The sequence below is a fragment of the Shimazuella kribbensis DSM 45090 genome, from assembly GCF_000428065.1.
In the GTDB taxonomy this organism is placed as follows: Bacteria; Bacillota; Bacilli; order Thermoactinomycetales; family Thermoactinomycetaceae; genus Shimazuella; species Shimazuella kribbensis.
Window position 1 is genome coordinate 72,295 of record NZ_ATZF01000010.1, and the last position, 22,224, is coordinate 94,518.

Consider the following 22,224-nt stretch of genomic DNA (forward strand, 5'->3'; position numbering starts at 1 on the left):
ATTCCCCCATAAATTTTTATTTTTTAAAAAATTTAATATAATTAAATAACAGTAGTAAGCGAGGTTTGATTCAACTCCCTACTCAGTGCAATTACACCAGTACGAGCGACTTCTAATATTCCATACGGACGAAGAAGCTCCGTCAACGTATCCAATTTTGCACGATCGCCTGTAGCTTGCAACATGAGTGAATCATGTCCAACATCTACAACAGATGCACGAAAAGGATCTACAATCCCTTGAATTTCCATTCGCACATTGGGTTCTGATGTTACTCGAATCAACATCAATTCCCTCTCCACACTTGTTGATTCTGTGATTGTACGAACTTCGATAACATCAATTAATTTTGATAATTGTTTGGATACTTGATTGAGTGTTCTTTCATCTCCACCAGTTACAATGATCATTCTCGATAAATCTTTTTCTTCTGATTGACCTACACTAATGCTTTCAATATTAAAATTGCGTTGACCCAAAAGACTGGAGACTCGAGCTAAAACACGTGGTCGATTGTTTACTAATACAGATAAAATATGACTCATTGCTCTTCATCTCCCATCATCATCTCATCTAGTCCTGTACCTGGGGCAACCATTGGATAAACATTTTCGTTTGGATTTACCCAAAAATCTACTACTGCTGGCCCTGAATGGTGGAGTGCTTCTTTCCATGCTTGAGTGGCTTCTTCTTTATTTGTCGCACGCCATGCTTTTACTCCATATGCCTCTGCGAGTTTTACAAAGTCTGGGCTGCCCGAAAGGTCTACTTCGCTATAACGCTCTTTGTAGAACACTTCTTGCCACTGGCGAACCATTCCCAAACATTGATTGTTAATAATCACAATCTTTACTGGAATATTTTCCAATGCAACCACTGCCAATTCTTGCGCTGTCATCTGAAATCCACCATCACCTGTTACGGCGATTACGGTACGATCAGGTGATGCAAATTGTGCACCAATTGCTGCCGGGAAACCAAATCCCATCGTTCCAAGTCCACCAGAGGACAACAAGGAGCGTGGTTCGGAAAATTGATAGTATTGCGCAACCCACATTTGGTGTTGGCCAACATCTGTCGAAACAATTGCTTTTCCTTCTGTCGTTTCATCCAGATGTTCGATTACCCATTGAGGTTTCAGTCCATTTTCATCAGAATCGTCATATTGTAATGGAAATTTCGCTTTCCAATCGTCACATTGTTTTATCCAATTACTTGAATTTGCAGAAGAAAGGGTTTCGTTTGCAGCTGCCAGTACTTGTTTCACATCTCCGACAATCGGAACATAAGTATGCACGTTCTTATCGATTTCTGCTGGGTCAATATCGATATGAATAATTTTTGCACCAGTTGCAAATTTATCAATACGTCCCATTGTTACACGATCGTCAAATCGAGCACCAATTCCGATCAAAAGATCACATTCTAGCAATGCATGGTTAGCTGCATATGTTCCATGCATACCAGGCATCCCCAGCCAAAGCTCGTTTCTGCTCGGAAATCCCCCAAGCCCCATCAAAGTTGTCGTGACAGGTATGTTGGATTTTTCAGCAAATTCAATCAGTTCTGCTTGCGCATTTGCTCTTACCACTCCGCCACCTGCTAAAATCACTGGACGCTCCGCTTGTTGTATCACTTGTTGAAGACGGTTTATCTGAACATCAGTAGGTGCTTCGGGTTGAAATAAACCTCTAATCTCCACTTTTTCTGGATAAGTAAAGGTACTCATTGCTTGAGAGACATCCTTTGGAATATCAATCAAAACGGGGCCAGGTCTTCCAGTTGTCGCAATCGTAAAAGCTTCTTTTACGATAGTTGGAATCTCTTCTATACTTCGAACAAGATAATTATGTTTGGTAATGGGCATCGTGATGCCTGTAATATCTGCTTCTTGAAATGCATCCGTTCCCAGTAGGCTAAGTGGAACATTTCCCGTAATACATATCATGGGGATCGAATCCATCATAGCCGTTGCAATTCCTGTCACTAAGTTGGTAGCACCAGGTCCTGAAGTTGCCATTACAACCCCCGGCTTACCTGTAGCTCTAGCATAACCGTCTGCGGCATGTATCGCTCCTTGCTCATGTCTTGCAAGCATATGTCGAACATGACCATCGTACAGAGAATCATAAATAGGAAGGACTGCACCCCCAGGATAACCAAAAATCATTTCTACTCCCTCTTCTACAAGAGAACGGAGTAAAATTTCAGACCCTGTGTACTTTTTTTCATCCAAGCCAATTGAATTTGTTTTTGATTCCAGTTGGGGAGCCAAAGTAATTCCTCCTTTTTTAAATCATAATAAAAAAAACCGTACAATCCCAAGTGAATAAATCACCAATTGGGACGAACAGTTCGTGGTACCACCCAAGTTCACTGATGCTTCACAGCTATCAGTCTCATCAAGTACAGCATGTACTTGGTCGATAACGGCGACAACCGATCATGATCTACTTGAGTATTTCGATACTCTTTCGGCATGTAACTCAAAGGGGAGAAGCAAAGTACTTACGGTTTTGGGTCTCAGCAAAATCCCAAATTCTCTGTAACTCGTATTGGTAAATCACTCATATCCTCATCATTGTTTTATTATTTCAATTTAATTTGTTTTTAAGTTTTGAGAAATACAGTTATTTTTTATTATTTAGGAGCTATTATATCTATCCCACTTTTCAGTTGTCAACCCATATATCCAATATTTCATATTACAAAAATGGTAGCGCTATCATCTTAATTTCGTAAATTTTTATTTTCTTAATTAGTAAAATCTATCAAATACTATCCTTGCATGATTACGACAATATTTCACCTACTATAATCCAAAATACTTCCTTGTGGCATAAATCATACCACGAAAAATAAAAGAAGGCACACTTTTTGACAATAAATTGGAATTTTTCTTCCAGTAACCTAAACTTGCTCCCCTTCATACATATATCATGTCGAGCAGGGCTAACGTCCAGTTATTTCTCGAAAATATAGTCATTGGAGGCTTTAAAATGGGAGAATTCCAAAAAGAACTTCAAGAACTCAGCATTGATGAATACAGTAACTACGATATAACACCTTGGCAACATTACATGGAACAATATGAAGAACTGGAAACAGCTCAACGCTGTGGCGGATTCCGCTGCGGGGGTTGTGGCGGATGTGGTGGTTTTCACCGCTGTGGAGGTTGTGGCGGATGCGGTGGATGTGGGGGTTGTGGAGGCTGTTCTCCTCTTTTTCCGTTTTTTCCATTTTTTCCATTCTTCTAAATCACGCTAAAGATGATGCCCTGAATGGTCAGGGCTTTTTTTGATTTTTAGCAAGTAGACAAATCGTCCTACATAAAATATAGAGGAGCAGATGGACAGAAGGAGGATCTTTTATTTTATGGCCAAAACGTCTGGATTCTCACGATTAAAAACAAATCAAGACACCACTTTTATACCAGATGCAGGTGGTGGCATCTATTTTCGCAACAACAAACACTCTTTTCGGATGTCAGGTACCAATGTATACCAATGGATGGAAAAACTCATTCCTATGTTTGATGGTACACATCGCATGCACGAAATTACAGATGGACTGCCAGAAATCTATCAAAAAAGAGTCTATGAATTTGCCGATATTTTGCTTCAAAACGAATTTGTTCGTGATGTTAGTAAGGACGACCCTCATTCGTTAAGGGAAGATTTAGTACAAAGCTATTCCACTCAAATATCCTATTTGGACCATCAATCGGGATCAGGAGCTTCTCGGTTTGAAAAATATCGTCAATCCAACTTACTGGTTATCGGTTCTGGTTCCTTTCTTCTTTCTCTTCTTTCTTCTTTACTAGATTCAGGAATTCAGACGATACATCTGTTTATCACAGATGCAAAATCTACGAATAAGCAACGGATCCATTCTTTGATTACAGCAGCAAACAAAAAAGATACCTGCATCCAAATCGTTGATATTTCAGATGATCAAGTACAGCCTTGGAAAAAAGTACTACAACCTTTTGACTCTGTCCTATTTGTAGGAAAAGAAGATCAAATAGAAATCCTGCATAGACTTTCCCATATTTGTGAGCAAGAGAATAAAAAATTTTTCCCTGCCATCACTTGGAAACAGTTTGGTATCGTAGGACCTTCAAAGGACTGGGATTCTGCATGGAGGAGACTTAATACCCCAGAAGAGAAGGGAAATATTACCAACCATGCAGCAACTGCTCTTTTAGCCAATGTCCTTGCATTTCAGTATTTTAAATCAGCTACAACAGCGCAACATCCGGAAAAATCAAACGTATTTCTTCTTGATTTGAAGACGTTGGAAGGAAAATGGCATACTTATCTTTCACATCCACTTGCATATCATTCAAAGCCCTTCATTCAACCTCTTGAGCAATCGAAATGGTTTTCTTCTTCCAAGCAGAAAAAATCAAATCTTCTAGGATTCTTTCATCACATTACTTCATCCAAAATGGGAATTTTCCGCTCATTTGGACCAGAAAATTCACTTCAACTCCCATTATCTCAATGTCATGTGCAAATAAATGATCCACATAATGAAAACGAAATCTCCCCCATTGTTTGTGCAGGGGATTCACACCACGAAGCACAAAGAGAAACTGGATTGGCTGGTATAGAGGCTTATGCATCTCGTCTTCTATCCAATCAAGATATTTCTGTCCCCTTACATATTGGAGCTGGTGAAAATAGTGTAGAGGCGATCTTCCGAGGTTTTCAAAACTATTTGTATCAGTTTCATTCCAAAAGCGCCGATCCTACCCAGCCATTTCTTCTTCATTCCGAACAAATCGAAGACGAACAGGCTTATTACTACGCAAAATGCTTGGAAACATATGGCGTACAACCGATTATTTCCTTCGGTAAGCGACTTTATGGTTTCGATACCATTTGGATAAACATAAATAATCATTGGTTTAGCGGAATGGGATGGGATCTTTCAACATCATTGCGGAATGCATTAAAAAAAGCTTTGCATACCACACAAAATACAGACATCCCATTAAAAAAAACATCTCACGAACTACCTGTTTGCTCTACTTTGTTTCCTAAACCCATAGACATATCAATGGAATCTAAGTTAAAAGAGTCTATCCAATCACTAAGTCAACATAATCTTCAGCTACAAGTTTTTGATATTATGCTAGAAACATACATCCGGCAACATTTATCCATTGTAGGTGTAATGATAGGAGAGACAAAATCGTGAAAAGCTCTATCATTGGGATTATCGGGAATGGAGAATTAGCAACAGCAACAACAAAAGCTTTGGAGAATCATTATTCTGCACTCGTTCTTGGGACAGATTGGGAAGAGAAAAATTGGGGAAATGCTGATCTCTTGCTTGTTTTGACAGATAACTGGAATCCTTCTTTGCATCGTAAGATACAAGCGCTTGCTCCCCATATACCTTGGTTACGATGTTTTCTAGCATTTGGAGAGGCCATTATTGGTCCACTCATCGCCCAAGATACACCTTGTTTTCATTGTGCGGATCGGCGCTTACTGATGGGAGGTCAGGACCGCAAAGAAATGTGGTCCATCTATCACCAATTCAGCTCTAATCCTTCTCTTTATCCTGCACAGATTGCTTCCTCCTTTGGACTGAGGCACATCCAGCATATCCTTTTAGAAGAAATCAAAAATATAATCAATAACCAAAGCATGCTTAAAGAAAACACCATCATTACAAACTTAACAACACTACAAACAACTAGGCATCCTATCCTTGCTGACCCACTCTGTAACGTCTGCAACACCCTGTCTGACGATCAAGCAGAAAACAACGTCATAAAACTACAAGCGAATCCAAAATCAACAAAAAGCAGCTTTCGTGTTCGTCCCTTTCCTGCTTGGAAAGATCCATTGAAGCATACCTACTATGACGAACGAACTGGAATAGTAAAAGGAAAAATACATGATTACCGATCTCCGTTTGCCGCAGCAAGTGTTCATCTTCCTCTTTATGTCGGTCAAGAGTCAACTGCTGGCAGAACACATCGATTTGGCGATAGTGAAATAACTGCTATTTTTGAAGGTTTGGAGCGATCTTGCGGGATTGCCCCCAGAAGAACACGTACGATCGTTCATGATAGTTATCATCAATTACAAGCAAATGCTTTACATCCAGAATCGGTAGGAACTCACTCTAAGGAACAATATGCTCTGCCACATTTCCCTTTTCAAGCATTTGATCCCGATCAAAAGATGCATTGGGTATGGGGTTATTCTTTTAACCAAGAAAAATCAATCCTTGTACCAGAATTACTTGCTTACTATAGCTTAGGTGGAGGAAAAGGGTTTGTCTATGAAACTTCCAATGGCTGTGCACTGGGAGGAAATTTAGAAGAGGCAATCTTGCATGGGATATTGGAAATTATGGAACGAGATGCTTTTTTAATGACTTGGTATGCTAAGCTCGAACTTCCGAGAATTGATCCCTATTCATCAGGCGATAAAGAACTCGACTTGATGCTTCATCGTATAGAAGCAATAGCAGGATATGAAATTCATTTGTTTGATGCAACGATGGAACATGGAATCCCTACCATATGGGCGATTGCCAAAAACAAAAAGGCAAGTGGTTTTCACTTGATCTGTGCAGCAGGTACACATTTTGAACCTATCAAAGCTGCCAAAAATGCAATTCATGAACTCGCTGGTATGATGTTGACCTTGGACAAAAAGGCGGAAAAACAGCGTGCAAAGTATGTAAACATGGTCGATAAACCCCATCTGGTTCAAGAAATGCCGGATCATTCGATGCTTTACAGCATACCGGAAACCGAACATCGTTTGCATTTTTTACTCCATCAGAAGAAAAACAATAAAACATTTCAACAGATCAAACGACCGCCGATTGCCGAGAATGATTTGACTGATGATCTTCGTTATTTGCTGCAAACATTAAAAAATCTTCAACTTGATGTTATTGTCGTCAATCAAACAACGACTGAATTACAGCAACATCAATTACACTGTGTTAAAGTAATCATTCCAGGAATGCTACCTATGACCTTTGGACATCATCTTACACGTTTAACTGGATTATCTAGAGTACTACATGTACCACAAATACTCGGCTATACAAATACAACTTTGACACTCGACCAACTTAATCCTCACCCGCATCCCTTCCCATAGAAAGGAGGACGAATGAGTGCATCTTCATACTTTTCTTTCCCATCTTCAACATCATCCAGAGACAATCCGTCCTTCTGATTGGGAAGTGAACTGGAATGACGCGCCTTTACCATTCAAACAATACATACTTCCCAAAATAGCACTCTCAATGGAAATCCCACTTGATCTAAAGAGGGAATCATCGCACATTCCGACTATAGATGAGATTGGTTATTTTTTATGGTATATCTATGGATTGACGAAAATCATCCATACATCCTACCCAATCAAGGAAGAACAATACACTCTTAGGCGATTTGTACCTTCAGGCGGAGCACTATACCCAAATGAATTGTATCTCTATCTGAAAACAAAAGACATTCCTAACGGAATCTATCACTATGATGTTTCTCACCATGCATTGGTGTTACTAAGAGAAGGAAATTTCGATTCGTTTCTTGCTGAAGCATTGGGTTATCAGTGTGACATCTCTCCTTGCTTTGCAACGGTATTTGTTTCTGTATTCTTCTGGAAAAACTTTTTCAAATACCATAACTTCTCTTATCGTCTACAAGGATTGGACAGCGGGGTACTGTTGGGACAGTTACTAGAAGTAGCAAAACAAATACCTTACCAAGCTACGATTTATGATCAATTTTTGGATGAAGCGATCAATCATTTGCTAGGACTATCTACCAATCAAGAAAGTACTTATGCTGTTATACCATTAAGTCTGACTCCACAAAAAACGCATCACCTTTCAATCAAACAAGAGCACATCACCAGCCATGAACTCTGTGTTTCTCTCCCAAAAATAAAACATCCCTATCAGATGAACTCAAAAAAAATACTCCCTTATCCAGAAGTAGAAAAAATCCATCTATCATCTATACAAACTACAACAGAAAACTTTTGTGATAGTAAATCAATCTGCTCCCCCATCTTGCATCGTAACAAATGCATCACACTTCCACCAAACCAAACATCGTCCTTATCCTTTTATACGATTTGCCAAAATAGAACCTCACCAGGCCAGGATTTTCGATTTGGGTCTATATCACAACCACAACTCGCCACCCTTTTACAAAAAACAATGGAACATGATCTCCATCATCTTGAACACTATTTTTCTGATCTAAAATTAGCTGGGTATCTCCATCAAGTGGATGAGGTACCAAAAGGCATGTATACCTATGATGTTCAGACACATTCGCTGCATCTTATCCAGGAAGGTAATTTTCATGTTCATTTACAACAATGTTTGACTGATGCTCACATCAATCTGTTTCAAACTCCAATTTGCCTGCATATTATCGGCGATCCCATTGCAAATCAGGAAACATTAGGCCCAAGAAGCTATCGAATGCAGCAAATGAAAACAGGAATTTTGGTCCAGCGCTTATTACTCATAGCTTCTTCACTTGGATTTGGCGGCCATCCATTGCTAGGATATGATGCAAAAAGCGTAGATCAGCTCTATCAACTGGATGGAACGAAACAAACCAGCTTGATCCAAATACCGATAGGTCCTTTTCAACGATATGGGCAATATGAAGGAAGTTTACATGCATGATGATTTATAGTAAAACACTGAGAGGGACAATGAATATCCGCCATTGTCCCTTTGGTTAACTGGATTGTATGTGACCTTATTTTTTCTGTCTAGATAAGTGTAGACGATCCATAGATTCTCTATTACTGGCGCGTGCGACGCAGAACATGGTGCTGTGCGCATTCCCCTCGGCTTGACATACGCAGGACTAGACCAATGTTTTCAGGATAAGTTTAACTCCTTAGCCCTTAGTATTCTTCTCTTTGCATACCAAAAATATGGGCTGGTCCCCTCTTACAAAGGAGACCAGCCTGTTACTGAACCTAGGGTTCAGTATACACCGTTGTTGAGGGAATGAATTAAAAGAAGCGAAGACGTGTCAGCTTGTCTTCACCATTCTCTTGAACGCAGATTTCTCCCCCATCAGAGAGAATCTTTTCAAGAAAGTAGTAGAGCGGGAGAGCATGGTTGATACAGTCCGTTTGGCTGTCACCAGTCGACTCGATCACTCGTCTCAGAGCAGCTGAGGCACGAGGATTCAGATTGACTGTTACACGGGTTAGTTTGCTTCCGCGTTTCCCATTACCCGTCATCGCAACTCCTTAGGTTTGCCCATTCGTTTTTTTGAGGGACTCCCTCATTGGCTAAGTTAATGATAACAAAAACATGTCTTTGACACCACTTGAAGAGAACCATATCACCCAATATATTTAATAAGTAAATCATTTAATCAAACAAAACAAGGAAAAAGCAAAGACAGGATAGGAAAGGTTATAAGCAGTTAATCCTAACCTGACACCATTTGGTCTATATCTGGTATATGAGCCTGCTTGCTGAGGTTGTCAGTCTGTCCTTTGAGCATGTTGATGGCCATAAGGTATATCAACAAAAAGTAAACCACTTCTAGAAATAAAATCAGAAGTGGTTTCTTTCAATCTATTTTACATATCTTTCAAAACAGCACCTGTATTGGCAGAGGTCACCAAACTAGCATATCGACGTAGGAATCTACCACCTACTTCAATTTTAGGAGGTGTCCAGTTCTCTCTGCGTTTTGCAAGTTCATCATCCGATACTTCCAACTCAATGGTTCGATTGATCAAGTCGATATGAATGATATCTCCCTGTTCGACAAAAGCAATTGGTCCACCGTCAGCCGCTTCTGGAGAAACGTGTCCAATACTGATTCCACGGGTTGCACCGGAAAATCTACCATCAGTGATAAGGGCAACTTCTTTCCCCAGTCCACGACCCATGATCGCAGAGGTAGGAGACAACATTTCTGGCATTCCCGGACCGCCTTTTGGTCCCTCCGATCGGATAACTACAACATCGCCTGATTTTACTTTTCCAAACGAAATACCCGCAATCGCTGCGTCTTGTGATTCAAAGATAACAGCAGGTCCGCTGAATGTATTGATCGAAGGATCAACAGCACCTGTTTTGATTACTGCACCATCAGGAGCGATGTTGCCATACAACACACACAATCCACCTGTTTCACTATAAGCTTTGGTAAGAGGATGGATGACTTCTTCATCCAAAATCTTATGCGCTTTTATATTTTCCCCTAATGTTTTTAATGTTACGGTTTTGCAATCTAAATTCAATACTCCTTCTTTTTTGGACAATTCATTTAGGATGGCATGAATCCCACCTGCTCGATCGATGTCTTCCATATGCCAATTGCCAGCAGGACTTACTTTACACAAATTTGGTACTTTCGCAGCGATTTCATTGATTCTCGTAAGTGGATATTCCACTCCCATTTCATGAGCAATCGCTAACGTATGTAACACTGTATTGGTAGAACCACCCATTGCCATATCCAATGCAAAGGCATTATCGATAGATTCCTGTGTTACGATATCACTTGGTTTTAAATCGGCTTCTACTAAATCTAAGATTTGCGCAGCTGCTTTTTGCGCGAGTACTTTTCTTTCAGGGGTATCCGCTAAAATACTTCCATTACCAGGAAGTGCCACTCCTAATGCTTCTGCTAAACAATTCATTGAATTGGCAGTAAACATGCCAGAACACGAACCGCAACTTGGACATGCATATTGTTCTAATTCATATAATTCTTTCTCATCTATTTTTCCAGCTTGGTGTGCACCTACTCCTTCAAATACAGACACCAAATCTATCGATTTACCAGATGGAGTCATACCCGCTTTCATCGGTCCTCCACTAATAAAGATCGTTGGAATATTTACACGCATTGCGCCCATCAACATCCCTGGCGTAATCTTGTCACAATTCGGGATACAGATAAGACCATCGAACCAGTGAGCAAGGGCAACCGTTTCTACTGCATCTGCAATTACTTCTCTACTAGGCAGGGAATAACGCATCCCAATATGCCCCATTGCGATCCCATCATCTACACCAATGGTGTTAAACTCAAAGGGTACCCCCCCTGCAGCACGTACAGCATCTTTGACTACTTCTGCAAACTTATTTAAATGCATGTGACCAGGCACAATTTCTACAAATGAATTGCAAACTCCGATAAATGGTTTTCCAAAATCCTCTTCTTTTACTCCAGCCGCACGCAATAGACTTCTATGTGGTGCACGGTCAATTCCCTTTTTAATTTTGTCGCTTCTCACTCTTGGTCACCTACTCTATTAAATGATAAAGAAAAAAACTTACCCGATTGGCAAGCCTTTAAAGGCTTAGACGAATATCTAGTTGTAAAATTTCGTAGATAAGATAGAATATATTGCCCTTTTCTACTAAATTAGATCTATACTATCACAAGTCATAAAAAAAAGCAGACCTATTATTAGGCTGCTCTCTCAATAATTGCCACTTGCAAAAGATGTACTTTCCTCAAGACTATCGTGTTCATTTGTGATTTTTTGCATCAACCAATCGTACTCTTCCATTAAATAAGGGATAAAATATTCCGTTCCTTCTTTGTTACCTTCTTGCACAATAACATTCCAAACAATTTGATTACAATAATCTACTAAATGATTCCAATCGGAAAAACTCCAAATGATCTCGCTACAATCAAGGCTTGTTATATGATAATAATGATCATCTTCTGCACGAAAAATAAAATCTACACCAACTAATGCAATATTATGTTGGAAGCAAATACGAACAAAATCCTCTGCATACTCAAGGGGTAAACACAAATTGCCTTGTGCATCCAAATGCCCATATTGCTCGTATTCGAGTTTGATCCAATTAACCAGCATTCAGCCCTACTCCTTTGAGTTTGTCCATTAAAAAAACAGAGGAGGATATACAATCCATCTCATGTTCATTATATCCTACGAATACTAGATAGTTTGTTTAAATTGTTATCAATATTTGTCAAAATAGGACTAGGTACTAAATTAGTTATTCACTCATTAAAAAATCTCATAGAATGATCTATGAGACTAAAAAGACTTTACTGTGCTTTTTTCGCAACTTGTACAAGTTCGCTAAATGCTTTTTCATCAAAGATAGCTAACTCAGCAAGCATTTTGCGGTTGATGTCCACACCTGCAACTTTTAATCCGTGCATCAATTTGTTGTAAGACATACCATTGATACGAGCAGCAGCGTTGATACGAGTGATCCATAGACGACGGAAGTCACGTTTACGCTGACGACGGTCACGGTAAGCATACATTAGAGATTTCATTACTTGTTGTTTTGCAGTACGGAATAAACGGTGTTTAGAACCGAAGTAACCACGAGCTAATTTCAGCACGCGTTTACGACGACGACGGGTAACAGTACCGCCCTTGACTCTTGCCATGAAAATTCCCTCCTAGACGTTCTATTTATAAGCGATTAATTGCTCGATACGTTTGGTATCACCTTTAGCCATGATGGCACTTTTGCGTAATTTGCGTTTTTGTTTTGCAGACTTACCTTCCAGCAAGTGGCTAGTAAACGCATGATTTCGTTTCACTTTACCAGTACCTGTTTTACTAAAACGTTTGGTAGCTGATTTTTTGGATTTCATTTTTGGCATCGTACATACTCCCTTCGATGTCAGTTGGACGATTTTGGAGTTAAGATCATAATCATTTGACGGCCTTCTAACTTAGGATGTCTTTCCACATCAGAGATTTCTTTCACTTCTTGGGCCATCCGAACTAGAACGCGACGTCCTAGATCTTGGTGAGTGATTTCCCGACCGCGAAAACGAATGCTCAGTTTCACTTTGTCCCCTTGCTCTAAAAACTTCACTACGTTTTTCAGCTTGGTTTGGACATCATGATCCTCGATAGAAGGGCTGAGACGTACCTCTTTCAGTTGGACAATCTTTTGGTTACGACGAGCTTCTTTCTCTCGTTTGCTTTGCTCATAACGGTATTTCCCATAATCCATGATTCTGCAGACGGGTGGTTTCGCTTGCGGTGCTACATTGACAAGGTCTAGATTTTGTTCTGTCGCCATACGCAATGCTTCTCGCAATGGTTGAATGCCGAGCTGTTCACCATTTCCACCTATGAGACGCACTTCGCGAGCGCGGATCGCTTCGTTGACCTGTTGCTGTTCTTTGCTAATAATTACACCTCCAGTAGTGGGGATCGCCAATGCAAAAAAGTGTGGGCAAAGTCGCCCACACGTAAATAACTTACGGTATTCCTCAACTAACCTAGCAACAACCCAATTGCGTCGACCAGGTGAGAAGCGGGCGCTTCTTCTTACACAATGAATTCATCTTAGCATGCATGGGCTATCCCTGTCAATCTTCCATTACATTTCTTGCGGTGCTTGAAGTCCCAAAATGCGTAATGCTTCTTTTAATACCATCGCTGTCGCGTAAATGAGGTTCATTCTCGCTGTTTTATTCTGTTCATCAGACAAAATATGAACATGTGCATAGTATTGATTGAGAGATCGAGCTAGGTCTAATGCATATCTAGCTATCTTAGATGGATCATATTCACGCCAAGCTAATTTTACTACTTGATCAAAATCTTTTAATAAGGTGAGGATCGGCCAAGCCTCTTCATCTATTACTTCCAATGCTTCTGTCTGAGGAGTATATCCGCCTTTACGAAGCAAAGAATGGCAGCGAGCATGCGTATATTGTAAATATGGCCCTGTTTCCCCTTCAAAGTTCAACATTTGTTCCATGGAAAATTCTACATCGTTGGTGCGGAAATGCTTGAGATCATGAAAGATAACTGCACCAATACCTACATCATGAGATACTTTCTGTTTTTCTTTCAGTGTTGGATTTTTTTCTTCAATGATTGCTTGGGTTCTCTCAATTGCATTCTTCAATACTTCTTCTAGCAATACCACATGCCCTTTACGGGTAGACATCTTTTTGCCATCACGAAGCATCATTCCAAAAGTTACATGTTCCATATCTTGTGACCAATCAAAACCTGCTTTTTGAAGGACTAATTTTAGCTGAGTAAAATGTAAGCTCTGTTCACTGCCTACGACATACAAAGATTTAGCAAAGTCATATTCGTTTTTACGATAAATCGCAGTTGCCAAATCTCTCGTAGCATAAAGTGTTGCTCCATCTGATTTTTGGATCAAACAAGGAGGAAGATTATTTTCTTCCAAGGAAACAACTTTTGCGCCATCGCTTTCGATCAACAATCCTTTTGCTTCCAGCATATCCACAACTGCATCCATTTTGTCAGTATAAAAAGCTTCCCCTGTGAAATAATCAAATTTCACTCCTAATAGATCGTAAATACGTGCAAATTCGTGAAGAGATTCCTCTCGAAACCACTCCCACAACGCGTGATTATCTGCATCGCCATTTTCCAAGCGTTTGAACGCCTCACGACCTTCCACTTCCAAAGAAGGATCATCTTTTGCTTCTTCATGAAAACGCAAGTATAGTTTCATCAACTCCGAAATCGGATTATTACGAACTTCTTCTTCGTTTCCCCATTTCCGATAAGCGACTATCAGTTTACCAAACTGGGTACCCCAATCTCCTAAATGATTGATTCGAACAGGACGATATCCATTTTTCTCCGCAATATGTGCAATGGCATTACCAATTACAGTTGAACGTAAATGGCCCATCGAAAAAGCTTTCGCGATATTGGGGGAAGACAAGTCAATCGTAACTGCTCCTCCACTTCCATCTTTATTCGTTCCAAACTGATCACCATGTCGTAATACTTCATCTAATATTTGTTTACTCGCAAGCTTTTTATGAAGAAAAATGTTTACATAAGGCCCTACTGCCTCTACTTTTTGAAACAACGAATGCTCTATTTTGGAAGCCAACTCTGTTGCGATCATTTGTGGAGCTTTCTTCCAATGCTTTGCAAGTACAAAACAAGGGAAAGCGAAATCGCCTAAATTTTGTTTTCTTGGTTTTTCAATTACCTTTTCTATTTCCTCTACTGCTAAAACATGCTCGATTGATGTTGCCAACTGCTCTGCAAATAGATGTTTATAATCCATTTTTCTGTCCTCCTAAAAATAAAAAAACACTCATCCCCTCAAAAAGGAGACGAGCGTTTTGCCCGCGGTACCACTCCGTTTGTGCGTAAAGCACCACTTTGTACTTGTTAACGAGGTGTGCCCCGATCAGCAGTTTATAAGAATGCGTTTCAGAAAATAGTCATACTGAGCTCACACCGTCCTCAGTTCGCTTCGATGATCTATATTTTCTTACTCGTTCTTTACCAATAGATTATTAATTTTAATATGTACCAAAAAAGAGCCTTTTGGTCAAGTAAAAAAGATTACAAATCTCATCCTTTGGATTGAATTTGATAAAATTGATCGATATCACTTGGACTATTCATCGCTTGTAACGACCCGTTAAAATATGTTTTCCCACCGTATTCCAGTTTTATCGTGCCCACCTGCACACCATTTATTTTCAATTGTTCCTTTGCTGACCAGATCTGTTCTTGCAACTGATTTAAGGGGTAAGACTCAAAAGGTTGATCAAGCTTTACATGAATCACAAGTAGAGGATCAGCCTCAGCCTTTTTCGTTTCTTTTGCATGTTGTAACCCATATTTATAATTTGGTAATTTTTCTTCTGACACATCCCAACTCGAATCAGAGGTAAAAACGAGCTCAGAGGATACTTGCGAAGAAACAGGGGCAAATACATCTTTCATCAATGGAGTTACTTCTTGATTTACTTGCTTGGTCCACAATGGACGAAGCACATCTGTAGAAACTCCACTTCCACAGCCTGACAATAAAACAATAATCAAAATGCTACAAACAAACCAGCCATACTTTCTTCGTACCAATATGTTCATTATCCTTTCCAGATAAGACTACATAACACAGATAAAATTATACGTTTTCTAAAGATTTCGGACAATAGTGAATTCGAAAAATGAGTAACAAGAAAAACAAATGAAACAGTTTCCCGTTTTTTTATGATTTTAAAGAACATGATATCAAAACTTTCAAATAAGTAGATTCATCACCACTCATTTAAATATTCCTATTTGACAATAAAAGTATTTATATTTAGTGTTCTATGCTACGATTCCCATGTATTTAAATAAAAGAGTATTGCGAGGTGGTTGGTGCTGTTCTTAAATACAAATTCCCTACAAATCGATCTTAAGTTCACTCAAACCATGGTTTTACATTACCCCACTAAACTAAAAGGAAGATAAGTATGAATAAAGATATAAGTAAAACCGTAATAAAACTTATAGTATTATTACTCCTATTCATCGGAGGTGTTGCATTGGTAATTTGGGGGTGGAACAAACTCGATGAACCAGCCGCAATAAAGCTTAATGGTACATCTCAACAAACAGAACAACCAGAAAATCAAGTGTTTCGTATTGGGGACACAGTAGGAGTGAAATTACCAAAAGATACCGGTACTATGGATTTTACAATATCCAAACAAGAGATTATAAATGTTGATCCTGCCTATAACCCAACAGGAAAAGTGTTAAAGCTGGTGATTACTCTCGTTAACAACTCAGGTAGAGTTAAATATGAATCAAAAATCGCTGACTTTAGATTGATCGACAATGAAGGAAATATATTAAAAAAAGCAGATCTACCTGATATGCCTTCATACGACGGAGAGCTCAATATAGGTAAAAAATTAACGGGGTTTATCGCGTTTGAAGTAACTGGCAAAGAAAAATACTATAAACTTGTGTTCAGTCCAAGCACTTTTCCGCGTGAAGAAGTCCAATGGAGACTGATAAACAAATAGATAGTTTTTCTTAAAATATAAAAATGAGTTTCATTTGCTCCAAGCACTCAAAATACAAACTATTGATAGATCAAAGAACTCGAGTAACTCGAGTTTTTTTGTTTTGTTTAAAAAGTAATAGAAAATCGAATTTCACCAACATAATTAGTATAAAAAATAGAATCATACTAAAACTACTTACACAAAAGAAAAAACAAAGGAATAGGACATGAAGAAAATTTATCTGCTACTTTTCACCTTATTACTAGCAGCATGTACACAACAAAGTAAACCTGATATCGATCGGTTTGTACAACAACGTAATCCTGTAGTCAAAAAACTAAATACCATACCCTCTCATCCAGAACACGCCCCTCCGATCAATGATACAGAAAACTATCAACCTATTGCTTCCATCAATAAGCCAAAAATTGAAGTGCTTGGTTTCCTTGATCCAACTAATGCAAAGAGAGCAACAGAAAATGTGAAGCGTTTCTCTCCTCAGTTAACTTATATTGCTTTTTTTAGTTACAACGCGAAGGCGAATGGAGAGCTTGTTCATCTCAAACAAAACCAGCCATTAGAAACAGCACATAAACAAAATGTTACTCCCATGATGGTGATCACTAACTTAGGAGAGAAAAACTATTCTCCTGAAATTGCCCATAAGCTTTTTACGGACCCAATAGCCTCCAAACGATTCATAACGAATATCGTCACTACGATGAAGCAAAAAGGTTTTCGTGCGCTTAATATTGACTTTGAACATATGTACGAGAAAGATAAAAAACTCTACAACGGCTTTCTCGAAACCTTGATCCCCATCGTAAAACAAAACGGATTTCTCGTTTCTACTGATCTAGCCCCCAAATCAAGTGACAAACAAGGAGGAGCTTGGGCTGGGGCACATGACTATGCATTTCATGGTAAAGTCGCTGATTTTGTTGTATTGATGACGTATGATTGGGCGTATAGTGAAGGACCACCCAACCCGATTGCTCCCACACCAGAAATCCGAAAAATACTAGACTATGCCGTGACCAAAATCCCAAGACATAAGATCATGATGGGCTTTCCATTGTACGGATATGACTGGAATATCCCTCATCATGAAGCCAAGAAACCAGCAAAGATCGTTTCCCCACAAGAAGCTATTCGGATTGCTCAGACAACCGGTGCACAAATTCAATACGATAATAAAGCAGAAGTACCATTTTTCCATTATGAGAATCCTAAGGGAAAACAACATGAAGTCTGGTTTGAAAACGAACAAAGTGCCCAAGCTAAGTTTAATCTAGTAAAAAAATACAAGCTTCGTGGTATTGGCTATTGGGCGATAAGTCACCGCGATTTCCCTCGAAACTGGACGTTATTGGAAGAAAATTTTCATATTCGAAAGTACTAAAAAACAGCCCATTTGGGCTGTTTTGTATGTGAAATAGAACAAAATATATATCTAGTGTTATCTTATTCTCTCGTATAGAGAAAATAGATCAACAAAAAAGATACCAAATAAAATATTGGGGGGCAAGGATTTCCGTAAGAAAACGGTGATCATTGCCCTTGTGTCCCTTTCACAGGACACAACCTTCTCAAGGAGAGGGCCCATGCCAGCTTGGTTACTCGTCATCGGAGCAGGTTCCAGAGGAACTCCGCCTTGTCCATCTCCACGAGATCGCCGTCCCGGCCCTTCTTGTAGCAGTACTTCCCACCTTCTTCGATCGGTCGCAGAAGCCCGAGCTGGTCGAGGATCGCGGGACCGAAGCAGTGTTCCTTGCACTCCCAGATGTGAAGCTTCAGCTTGAGTCCGGGAAGGACGACGATGGGATGAGTGGTGACGATCTTCACTTTCGCCTGCCCCAGATTTGACCTCCAGGAGGTGGGCACAGGCCAGCTGATCTTGCCGCCCGAAGGAAGCTGGAACTCAGAGTCCCGTTCGATCAGCCGAACTTCCCTGTTCGGAAGCTCGATCTGGGGCTTGAGCCGGCGACGCTCCAGCTCCTCGGAGCTGGTGGCTTCGGAAGTGTGCATCTTTCGACGGTCGGTACCGTTGACCGGCGGCCTGCTCGGAGAAACAGGGACGTGCTGACGGAAGGTACGGCCGGGCTTGGACGGACGACGCGGCATGGTTGGCTCCTTCAGCCTTGAAACGGTTTTGTTCATTATATCATATAAGGTCAAAATATTTAAATAATGACAGATCGTCATTCGATACAATCTACTCGAAAGACAATTTCACATTCTGGAATTTTCTAGATGAAGTCCTAAATAGAACTAACCCTTTTTTTGTTTATTTCTTTTCGAACAATGGGAGCTACTTTATTTGCTAGTAAATCAATTGCTTTTTCGATCTTGCTTAATGATTGTTCTCCCAAATCCAACTGCCCCATAAAACGACTATGCCCAAAAAGCTCATACTGATATAGAATCTTTTCTACTATTTCTTCAGCACTGCCAACAGCTAGAATTTGATTGGCTGCCCTTTGATGATGGATGGACTCTTTTGACACATAAAATCTTTGGCCTCTCTCTTTCATAAAATGACTAAAATATTTGATATAAAGTGGATAGAAATCTTCAACTGCTTGCTCACCTGTCTCCGCAAGATAAGCATGACCCGACACCGATACGCGCAGCTTAGATAAATCGTGACCGGCTTCTTTTGCAGATGACCAATAAAGATCTGCCAAATGCTTAGCATTTTCAGGTGGACCGCTTAATAGACCAAGAGCCATATTTGCACCTAATCTTCCTGCACGTATCGCACTTTCCGGTGTTCCTCCTACTCCAATCCACAAAGGGATTTCCTTATTCATTGGACGTGGTGCAATTTTTGCATTTTGTAATTTTGTCCGAAATTTCCCTTTCCAATTAACTTCTTCATTTTTTTGGAGCATCAAAAACAATTTCAGCTTTTCTTCGAATAATTCATCGTATTCACTTAAATTTGCACCAAAGAGAGAAAAAGATTCTATAAATGCTCCACGGCCGACTATTATTTCTGTTCTTCCTTTTGAAAGTAAATCGAGTGTGGCAAAGTCTTCATATAATCGAACGGGATCAATTGTGCTTATAACCGATAAGGTGCTTGTCAATTTAATATTTTTTGTTTCTCGTGCAATCGCCGCTAATATCATCGCATAAGAAGATGTCACAAAGTCTACACGATGATGTTCGCCTATTCCAAAAATATCAAGCCCAGCTTCATCCGCCAGCTTGGCCGTTTGGATGATGTCTTCTATTCTTTTAGCAGGATGTTGCATCACACCCTTTGCATCAGGCAACCTTTCCCCTAACGAATAGATGCCAAAATCAAATGTATTTTCTCCCACAATCTCTTTCTCCTTTCATCGCATGAGTAAGAACAACAGAGAAAAAGCAAAAATCCCCAATATGATAATCATGGACATCTCTTTCATGCCATCCTTAACACGAATATGTGTAATCGTTCCGCCAATCGCTGTACATCCTAGTATCAATGCTCCAGCCATTCCACTTGTTGTATTCCAAAATCCAATGATTAATAAAACAGCACCAGTAAATTCAACGAATCCCGTTACCACACGAAACCATTGAGGTAAATTCCATTTCTCAAATCCTTCTTTGTGCATTTTGGAACCAAATAACTTGCCCAGACCAGCCATTAAAAACATTGCAATGAGTAAACCTTGTAAAATCCACATGAGAATGTTCATCTTATTTTTCTCCTTTCGGATGGAGACATGATTAGCATTTTGCTAACAGCTCCATGCAAAACAAAATTGTTCAACACCCTTCTATGCAACATATATTGTTTATAAAACAGATGTTGTATAATTAATTTAGTCTCTTTTCATCGTCCATTCCATACACAAAAATCATCCATCGTTGTCTAAACAACACATTTCGGAAATTGTCTATAAAACATAGAGAGTAGGGATTTGATGGCAAAAACCCGAATTGATCCACGAATAACTCGTACTCGAAATCTCATCATAGATGCCTTTATACAGCTATCCATAAAAAAAGAGTTCCAAAATATAACCATTAAAGACATCACAGATGAAGCAACCGTCAACCGAGCTACTTTTTACTCCCATTTCACAGATAAGTATCAATTATTGGATTCTGTCTTAACAGAAAATTTAATGACCAAAGTAAGCAATGAAATTACGTTATACGATGAACTCTCAGAAGAAACCATCATAAAAATCTTTCTGTCTATTACCACTTTTCAATCCGAGCTCTCCTCTCAATGCCAACGTAGTTACAATGCCTTTATGTCTGCCATTGAAACGAAGCTAAAAACAGAGCTAGAAGGCCTTTTTTATAAGCTATTACAAAAAAATCAACCCGAAATGCTTCTGGAAACACTCCGAATTGGTTCTGTCATGTTAAGTTGGGCTATTTATGGAGCCTCTGTCGATTGGCAACATAACAGTCACCTCACAGCTGAGCAATATATTAAAAAGGCTCTAAGTGGCATGCAGTTCATAAATTTACCTAAAATCAGCAATTAATAGTTTTTATATAAAGAAGGTTAGATAATCTGTCCTTCGCGCTCCCCTCAGGACACGGTTAGAGGATAAGCACGAAAAAAACAGCCCAAAAGGGCTGTTTCGTTATGTATCATCACAGTATTGAAATCCTTATCTACTACATTTGAAAAAAAAGCTTATCTTTACTGTTTCAAGTAAGCGCGAAAAAAGAATTCATTGTATAAAAAACATTTACGAAATCGCTCGACCACTTGGCAATCAAAATCCCGATCAGTAAACAGTTCTAGATAACTACTTTCATTACGAATATACCTGCCTTTATCCAATTTTTTCATAAAAAAGTTAGAGATTGGTTTCTCTTCGTATAAACAAGGCTCCATGACAAGAATCGAACCACCTGGTTTTAACACTCGTTTAAATTCATCCAAGTAATCGATCATTTGATTGGACGAAATGTGGTGTAATACTGCAATGATCACGATATAATCCACACTATTATCATCTACAGGCAAAGTGTTATCTTCCAGTACATAAAAAAGGTAGTCTTTAAACTTTTGACGTGAGTATCTCACCCGTTTGTTGCAAGGTTCGATTCCGATATAGCCCTCAGGGGTAAATATCGTGCAATTCGATCCAGTACCTGAACCAAAATCTAAAACGGTATGTTGCTCAAATTGAAATTTTGTCTTTAACCGATCATGAATATATTTTTTTGTTACCCAATTTGGACGAACCATCCATTGATAAAGAACTGGTGAAATTTCCTTGTTTATCATCATTTAGAGTTTCCCTATAACATCTTTCCATTTTAGTCTGCAACTATCTACTTAAAATCTCCTTTTTACATGCCAGTATTCATAGAGAAGAAATTTTCAACTAAACACTCATCTTCTGTTGAATAAAAAAGCATTAAAAAAGCCTACTTAGGAATATTACGATAAAAAAAAAAGC

At 39.3% G+C, this 22,224-nt stretch carries 21 protein-coding genes and 1 other annotated feature; of the genes, 7 read left to right on the forward strand and 14 right to left on the reverse strand.

Annotated elements, in window-relative coordinates; all coding sequences use genetic code 11:
• Window positions 1–41: 41 nt before the first annotated feature.
• Both ilvN and ilvB read right to left on the reverse strand, forming a co-directional pair.
• The gene (gene ilvN, locus A3GQ_RS0113245; RefSeq protein WP_028777450.1) at window positions 42–545 is read right to left on the reverse strand and encodes an acetolactate synthase small subunit; all 504 of its coding nucleotides are present in this window, start codon (window positions 543–545) and stop codon (window positions 42–44) included.
• Complete coding sequence (gene ilvB / locus A3GQ_RS0113250) at window positions 542–2,275, reverse strand: biosynthetic-type acetolactate synthase large subunit (RefSeq protein WP_028777451.1); 1,734 nt, start codon at window positions 2,273–2,275, stop codon at window positions 542–544. The genes ilvN and ilvB overlap by 4 nt, the downstream gene beginning before the upstream one ends.
• A 724-nt stretch (window positions 2,276–2,999) precedes the next feature.
• On the opposite strand from ilvB, the gene A3GQ_RS24420 reads away from it, so the two are divergent.
• From A3GQ_RS24420 to A3GQ_RS0113270, 4 genes are all read left to right on the forward strand, one after another.
• Complete coding sequence (locus A3GQ_RS24420) at window positions 3,000–3,257, forward strand: heterocycloanthracin/sonorensin family bacteriocin (protein WP_051271779.1); 258 nt, start codon at window positions 3,000–3,002, stop codon at window positions 3,255–3,257.
• 118 nt (window positions 3,258–3,375) lie between these two features.
• Window positions 3,376–5,205 (forward strand): hypothetical protein, encoded by a 1,830-nt coding sequence (locus A3GQ_RS0113260; protein WP_028777452.1) that lies wholly within the window; start codon window positions 3,376–3,378, stop codon window positions 5,203–5,205.
• Complete coding sequence (locus A3GQ_RS0113265; RefSeq protein WP_037464943.1) at window positions 5,202–7,139, forward strand: TOMM precursor leader peptide-binding protein; 1,938 nt, start codon at window positions 5,202–5,204, stop codon at window positions 7,137–7,139. The genes A3GQ_RS0113260 and A3GQ_RS0113265 overlap by 4 nt, the downstream gene beginning before the upstream one ends.
• Window positions 7,140–7,155: 16 nt before the next feature.
• A complete protein-coding gene (locus tag A3GQ_RS0113270; protein ID WP_028777454.1) occupies window positions 7,156–8,691 on the forward strand; it encodes a SagB/ThcOx family dehydrogenase in 1,536 nt (511 codons plus the stop codon).
• A 338-nt stretch (window positions 8,692–9,029) separates the two neighbouring features.
• Here A3GQ_RS0113270 and A3GQ_RS0113275 read toward each other — a convergent pair whose 3' ends face one another.
• The 8 genes from A3GQ_RS0113275 to A3GQ_RS0113310 form a co-directional block, all read right to left on the reverse strand.
• The gene (locus A3GQ_RS0113275; protein ID WP_051271782.1) at window positions 9,030–9,263 is read right to left on the reverse strand and encodes a ribbon-helix-helix domain-containing protein; all 234 of its coding nucleotides are present in this window, start codon (window positions 9,261–9,263) and stop codon (window positions 9,030–9,032) included.
• 348 nt (window positions 9,264–9,611) lie between these two features.
• Window positions 9,612–11,282, reverse strand: coding sequence for a dihydroxy-acid dehydratase (gene ilvD / locus A3GQ_RS0113280; protein ID WP_028777456.1), 1,671 nt, complete (start codon window positions 11,280–11,282; stop codon window positions 9,612–9,614).
• A gap of 189 nt (window positions 11,283–11,471) precedes the next feature.
• Window positions 11,472–11,879, reverse strand: coding sequence for a hypothetical protein (locus tag A3GQ_RS0113285; RefSeq protein WP_028777457.1), 408 nt, complete (start codon window positions 11,877–11,879; stop codon window positions 11,472–11,474).
• A 197-nt stretch (window positions 11,880–12,076) separates the two neighbouring features.
• Window positions 12,077–12,430, reverse strand: coding sequence for a 50S ribosomal protein L20 (gene rplT / locus A3GQ_RS0113290; protein ID WP_028777458.1), 354 nt, complete (start codon window positions 12,428–12,430; stop codon window positions 12,077–12,079).
• A 21-nt stretch (window positions 12,431–12,451) separates the two neighbouring features.
• On the reverse strand, window positions 12,452–12,649 hold the full coding sequence (rpmI, locus tag A3GQ_RS0113295; protein ID WP_028777459.1) for a 50S ribosomal protein L35: 198 nt from the start codon (window positions 12,647–12,649) through the stop codon (window positions 12,452–12,454).
• 20 nt (window positions 12,650–12,669) lie between these two features.
• Window positions 12,670–13,218: a translation initiation factor IF-3 gene (infC, locus tag A3GQ_RS0113300; protein WP_245596783.1), complete on the reverse strand. Its 549-nt coding sequence runs from the start codon at window positions 13,216–13,218 to the stop codon at window positions 12,670–12,672.
• Window positions 13,216–13,336: a sequence feature (ribosomal protein L20 leader region), on the reverse strand. (Overlaps the previous gene by 3 nt.)
• A gap of 44 nt (window positions 13,337–13,380) precedes the next feature.
• A complete protein-coding gene (gene argS / locus A3GQ_RS0113305; RefSeq protein WP_028777461.1) occupies window positions 13,381–15,069 on the reverse strand; it encodes an arginine--tRNA ligase in 1,689 nt (562 codons plus the stop codon).
• A gap of 293 nt (window positions 15,070–15,362) precedes the next feature.
• Entirely contained in the window at window positions 15,363–15,887 is a 525-nt protein-coding gene (locus A3GQ_RS0113310) for a hypothetical protein (RefSeq protein WP_156877716.1), read from the reverse strand.
• A 371-nt stretch (window positions 15,888–16,258) separates the two neighbouring features.
• Between A3GQ_RS0113310 and A3GQ_RS0113315 the strand changes: the two genes are divergently transcribed.
• Together A3GQ_RS0113315 and A3GQ_RS0113320 are read left to right on the forward strand one after the other, a co-directional pair.
• Window positions 16,259–16,816 carry a DUF4352 domain-containing protein gene (locus tag A3GQ_RS0113315; protein ID WP_028777463.1) on the forward strand — a complete coding sequence of 186 codons (558 nt, stop codon included), beginning with the start codon at window positions 16,259–16,261 and terminating at the stop codon, window positions 16,814–16,816.
• A gap of 208 nt (window positions 16,817–17,024) precedes the next feature.
• Window positions 17,025–18,200, forward strand: a complete 1,176-nt coding sequence (locus tag A3GQ_RS0113320) for a glycosyl hydrolase family 18 protein (RefSeq protein WP_028777464.1) — start codon at window positions 17,025–17,027, stop codon at window positions 18,198–18,200.
• Window positions 18,201–18,421: 221 nt separating this feature from the next.
• Here the strand turns inward: A3GQ_RS0113320 and A3GQ_RS0113325 are convergent, their stop codons facing one another.
• From A3GQ_RS0113325 to A3GQ_RS27120, 3 genes are all read right to left on the reverse strand, one after another.
• Window positions 18,422–18,922, reverse strand: coding sequence for a hypothetical protein (locus tag A3GQ_RS0113325; RefSeq protein WP_028777465.1), 501 nt, complete (start codon window positions 18,920–18,922; stop codon window positions 18,422–18,424).
• A 137-nt stretch (window positions 18,923–19,059) separates the two neighbouring features.
• Window positions 19,060–20,127 carry an LLM class flavin-dependent oxidoreductase gene (locus A3GQ_RS0113330; protein WP_245596784.1) on the reverse strand — a complete coding sequence of 356 codons (1,068 nt, stop codon included), beginning with the start codon at window positions 20,125–20,127 and terminating at the stop codon, window positions 19,060–19,062.
• A gap of 15 nt (window positions 20,128–20,142) precedes the next feature.
• Complete coding sequence (locus tag A3GQ_RS27120) at window positions 20,143–20,490, reverse strand: DoxX family protein (RefSeq protein WP_028777467.1); 348 nt, start codon at window positions 20,488–20,490, stop codon at window positions 20,143–20,145.
• A 228-nt stretch (window positions 20,491–20,718) separates the two neighbouring features.
• Between A3GQ_RS27120 and A3GQ_RS0113340 the strand changes: the two genes are divergently transcribed.
• Window positions 20,719–21,294, forward strand: a complete 576-nt coding sequence (locus tag A3GQ_RS0113340) for a TetR/AcrR family transcriptional regulator (RefSeq protein ID WP_028777468.1) — start codon at window positions 20,719–20,721, stop codon at window positions 21,292–21,294.
• A gap of 161 nt (window positions 21,295–21,455) precedes the next feature.
• Here the strand turns inward: A3GQ_RS0113340 and A3GQ_RS24425 are convergent, their stop codons facing one another.
• Entirely contained in the window at window positions 21,456–22,052 is a 597-nt protein-coding gene (locus A3GQ_RS24425) for a class I SAM-dependent methyltransferase (RefSeq protein ID WP_028777469.1), read from the reverse strand.
• Window positions 22,053–22,224 lie beyond the last annotated feature (172 nt).

Excerpts from the sequence above, each read along its gene's own strand:
- A3GQ_RS0113320 (WP_028777464.1), top strand. The coding sequence starts at position 17,025 with ATGAAGAAAATTTATCTGCTACTTTTCACCTTATTACTAGCAGCATGT.
- ilvN (WP_028777450.1), bottom strand. The coding sequence starts at position 545 with ATGAGTCATATTTTATCTGTATTAGTAAACAATCGACCACGTGTTTTA.
- rplT (WP_028777458.1), bottom strand. The coding sequence starts at position 12,430 with ATGGCAAGAGTCAAGGGCGGTACTGTTACCCGTCGTCGTCGTAAACGC.
- A3GQ_RS0113260 (WP_028777452.1), top strand. The coding sequence starts at position 3,376 with ATGGCCAAAACGTCTGGATTCTCACGATTAAAAACAAATCAAGACACC.
- A3GQ_RS0113285 (WP_028777457.1), bottom strand. The coding sequence starts at position 11,879 with ATGCTGGTTAATTGGATCAAACTCGAATACGAGCAATATGGGCATTTG.
- A3GQ_RS24425 (WP_028777469.1), bottom strand. The coding sequence starts at position 22,052 with ATGATGATAAACAAGGAAATTTCACCAGTTCTTTATCAATGGATGGTT.
- A3GQ_RS27120 (WP_028777467.1), bottom strand. The coding sequence starts at position 20,490 with ATGAACATTCTCATGTGGATTTTACAAGGTTTACTCATTGCAATGTTT.
- argS (WP_028777461.1), bottom strand. The coding sequence starts at position 15,069 with ATGGATTATAAACATCTATTTGCAGAGCAGTTGGCAACATCAATCGAG.
- A3GQ_RS0113310 (WP_156877716.1), bottom strand. The coding sequence starts at position 15,887 with ATGAACATATTGGTACGAAGAAAGTATGGCTGGTTTGTTTGTAGCATT.
- A3GQ_RS0113315 (WP_028777463.1), top strand. The coding sequence starts at position 16,259 with ATGAATAAAGATATAAGTAAAACCGTAATAAAACTTATAGTATTATTA.
- A3GQ_RS24420 (WP_051271779.1), top strand. The coding sequence starts at position 3,000 with ATGGGAGAATTCCAAAAAGAACTTCAAGAACTCAGCATTGATGAATAC.
- A3GQ_RS0113340 (WP_028777468.1), top strand. The coding sequence starts at position 20,719 with ATGGCAAAAACCCGAATTGATCCACGAATAACTCGTACTCGAAATCTC.
- A3GQ_RS0113275 (WP_051271782.1), bottom strand. The coding sequence starts at position 9,263 with ATGACGGGTAATGGGAAACGCGGAAGCAAACTAACCCGTGTAACAGTC.
- A3GQ_RS0113325 (WP_028777465.1), bottom strand. The coding sequence starts at position 18,922 with ATGCCGCGTCGTCCGTCCAAGCCCGGCCGTACCTTCCGTCAGCACGTC.
- rpmI (WP_028777459.1), bottom strand. The coding sequence starts at position 12,649 with ATGCCAAAAATGAAATCCAAAAAATCAGCTACCAAACGTTTTAGTAAA.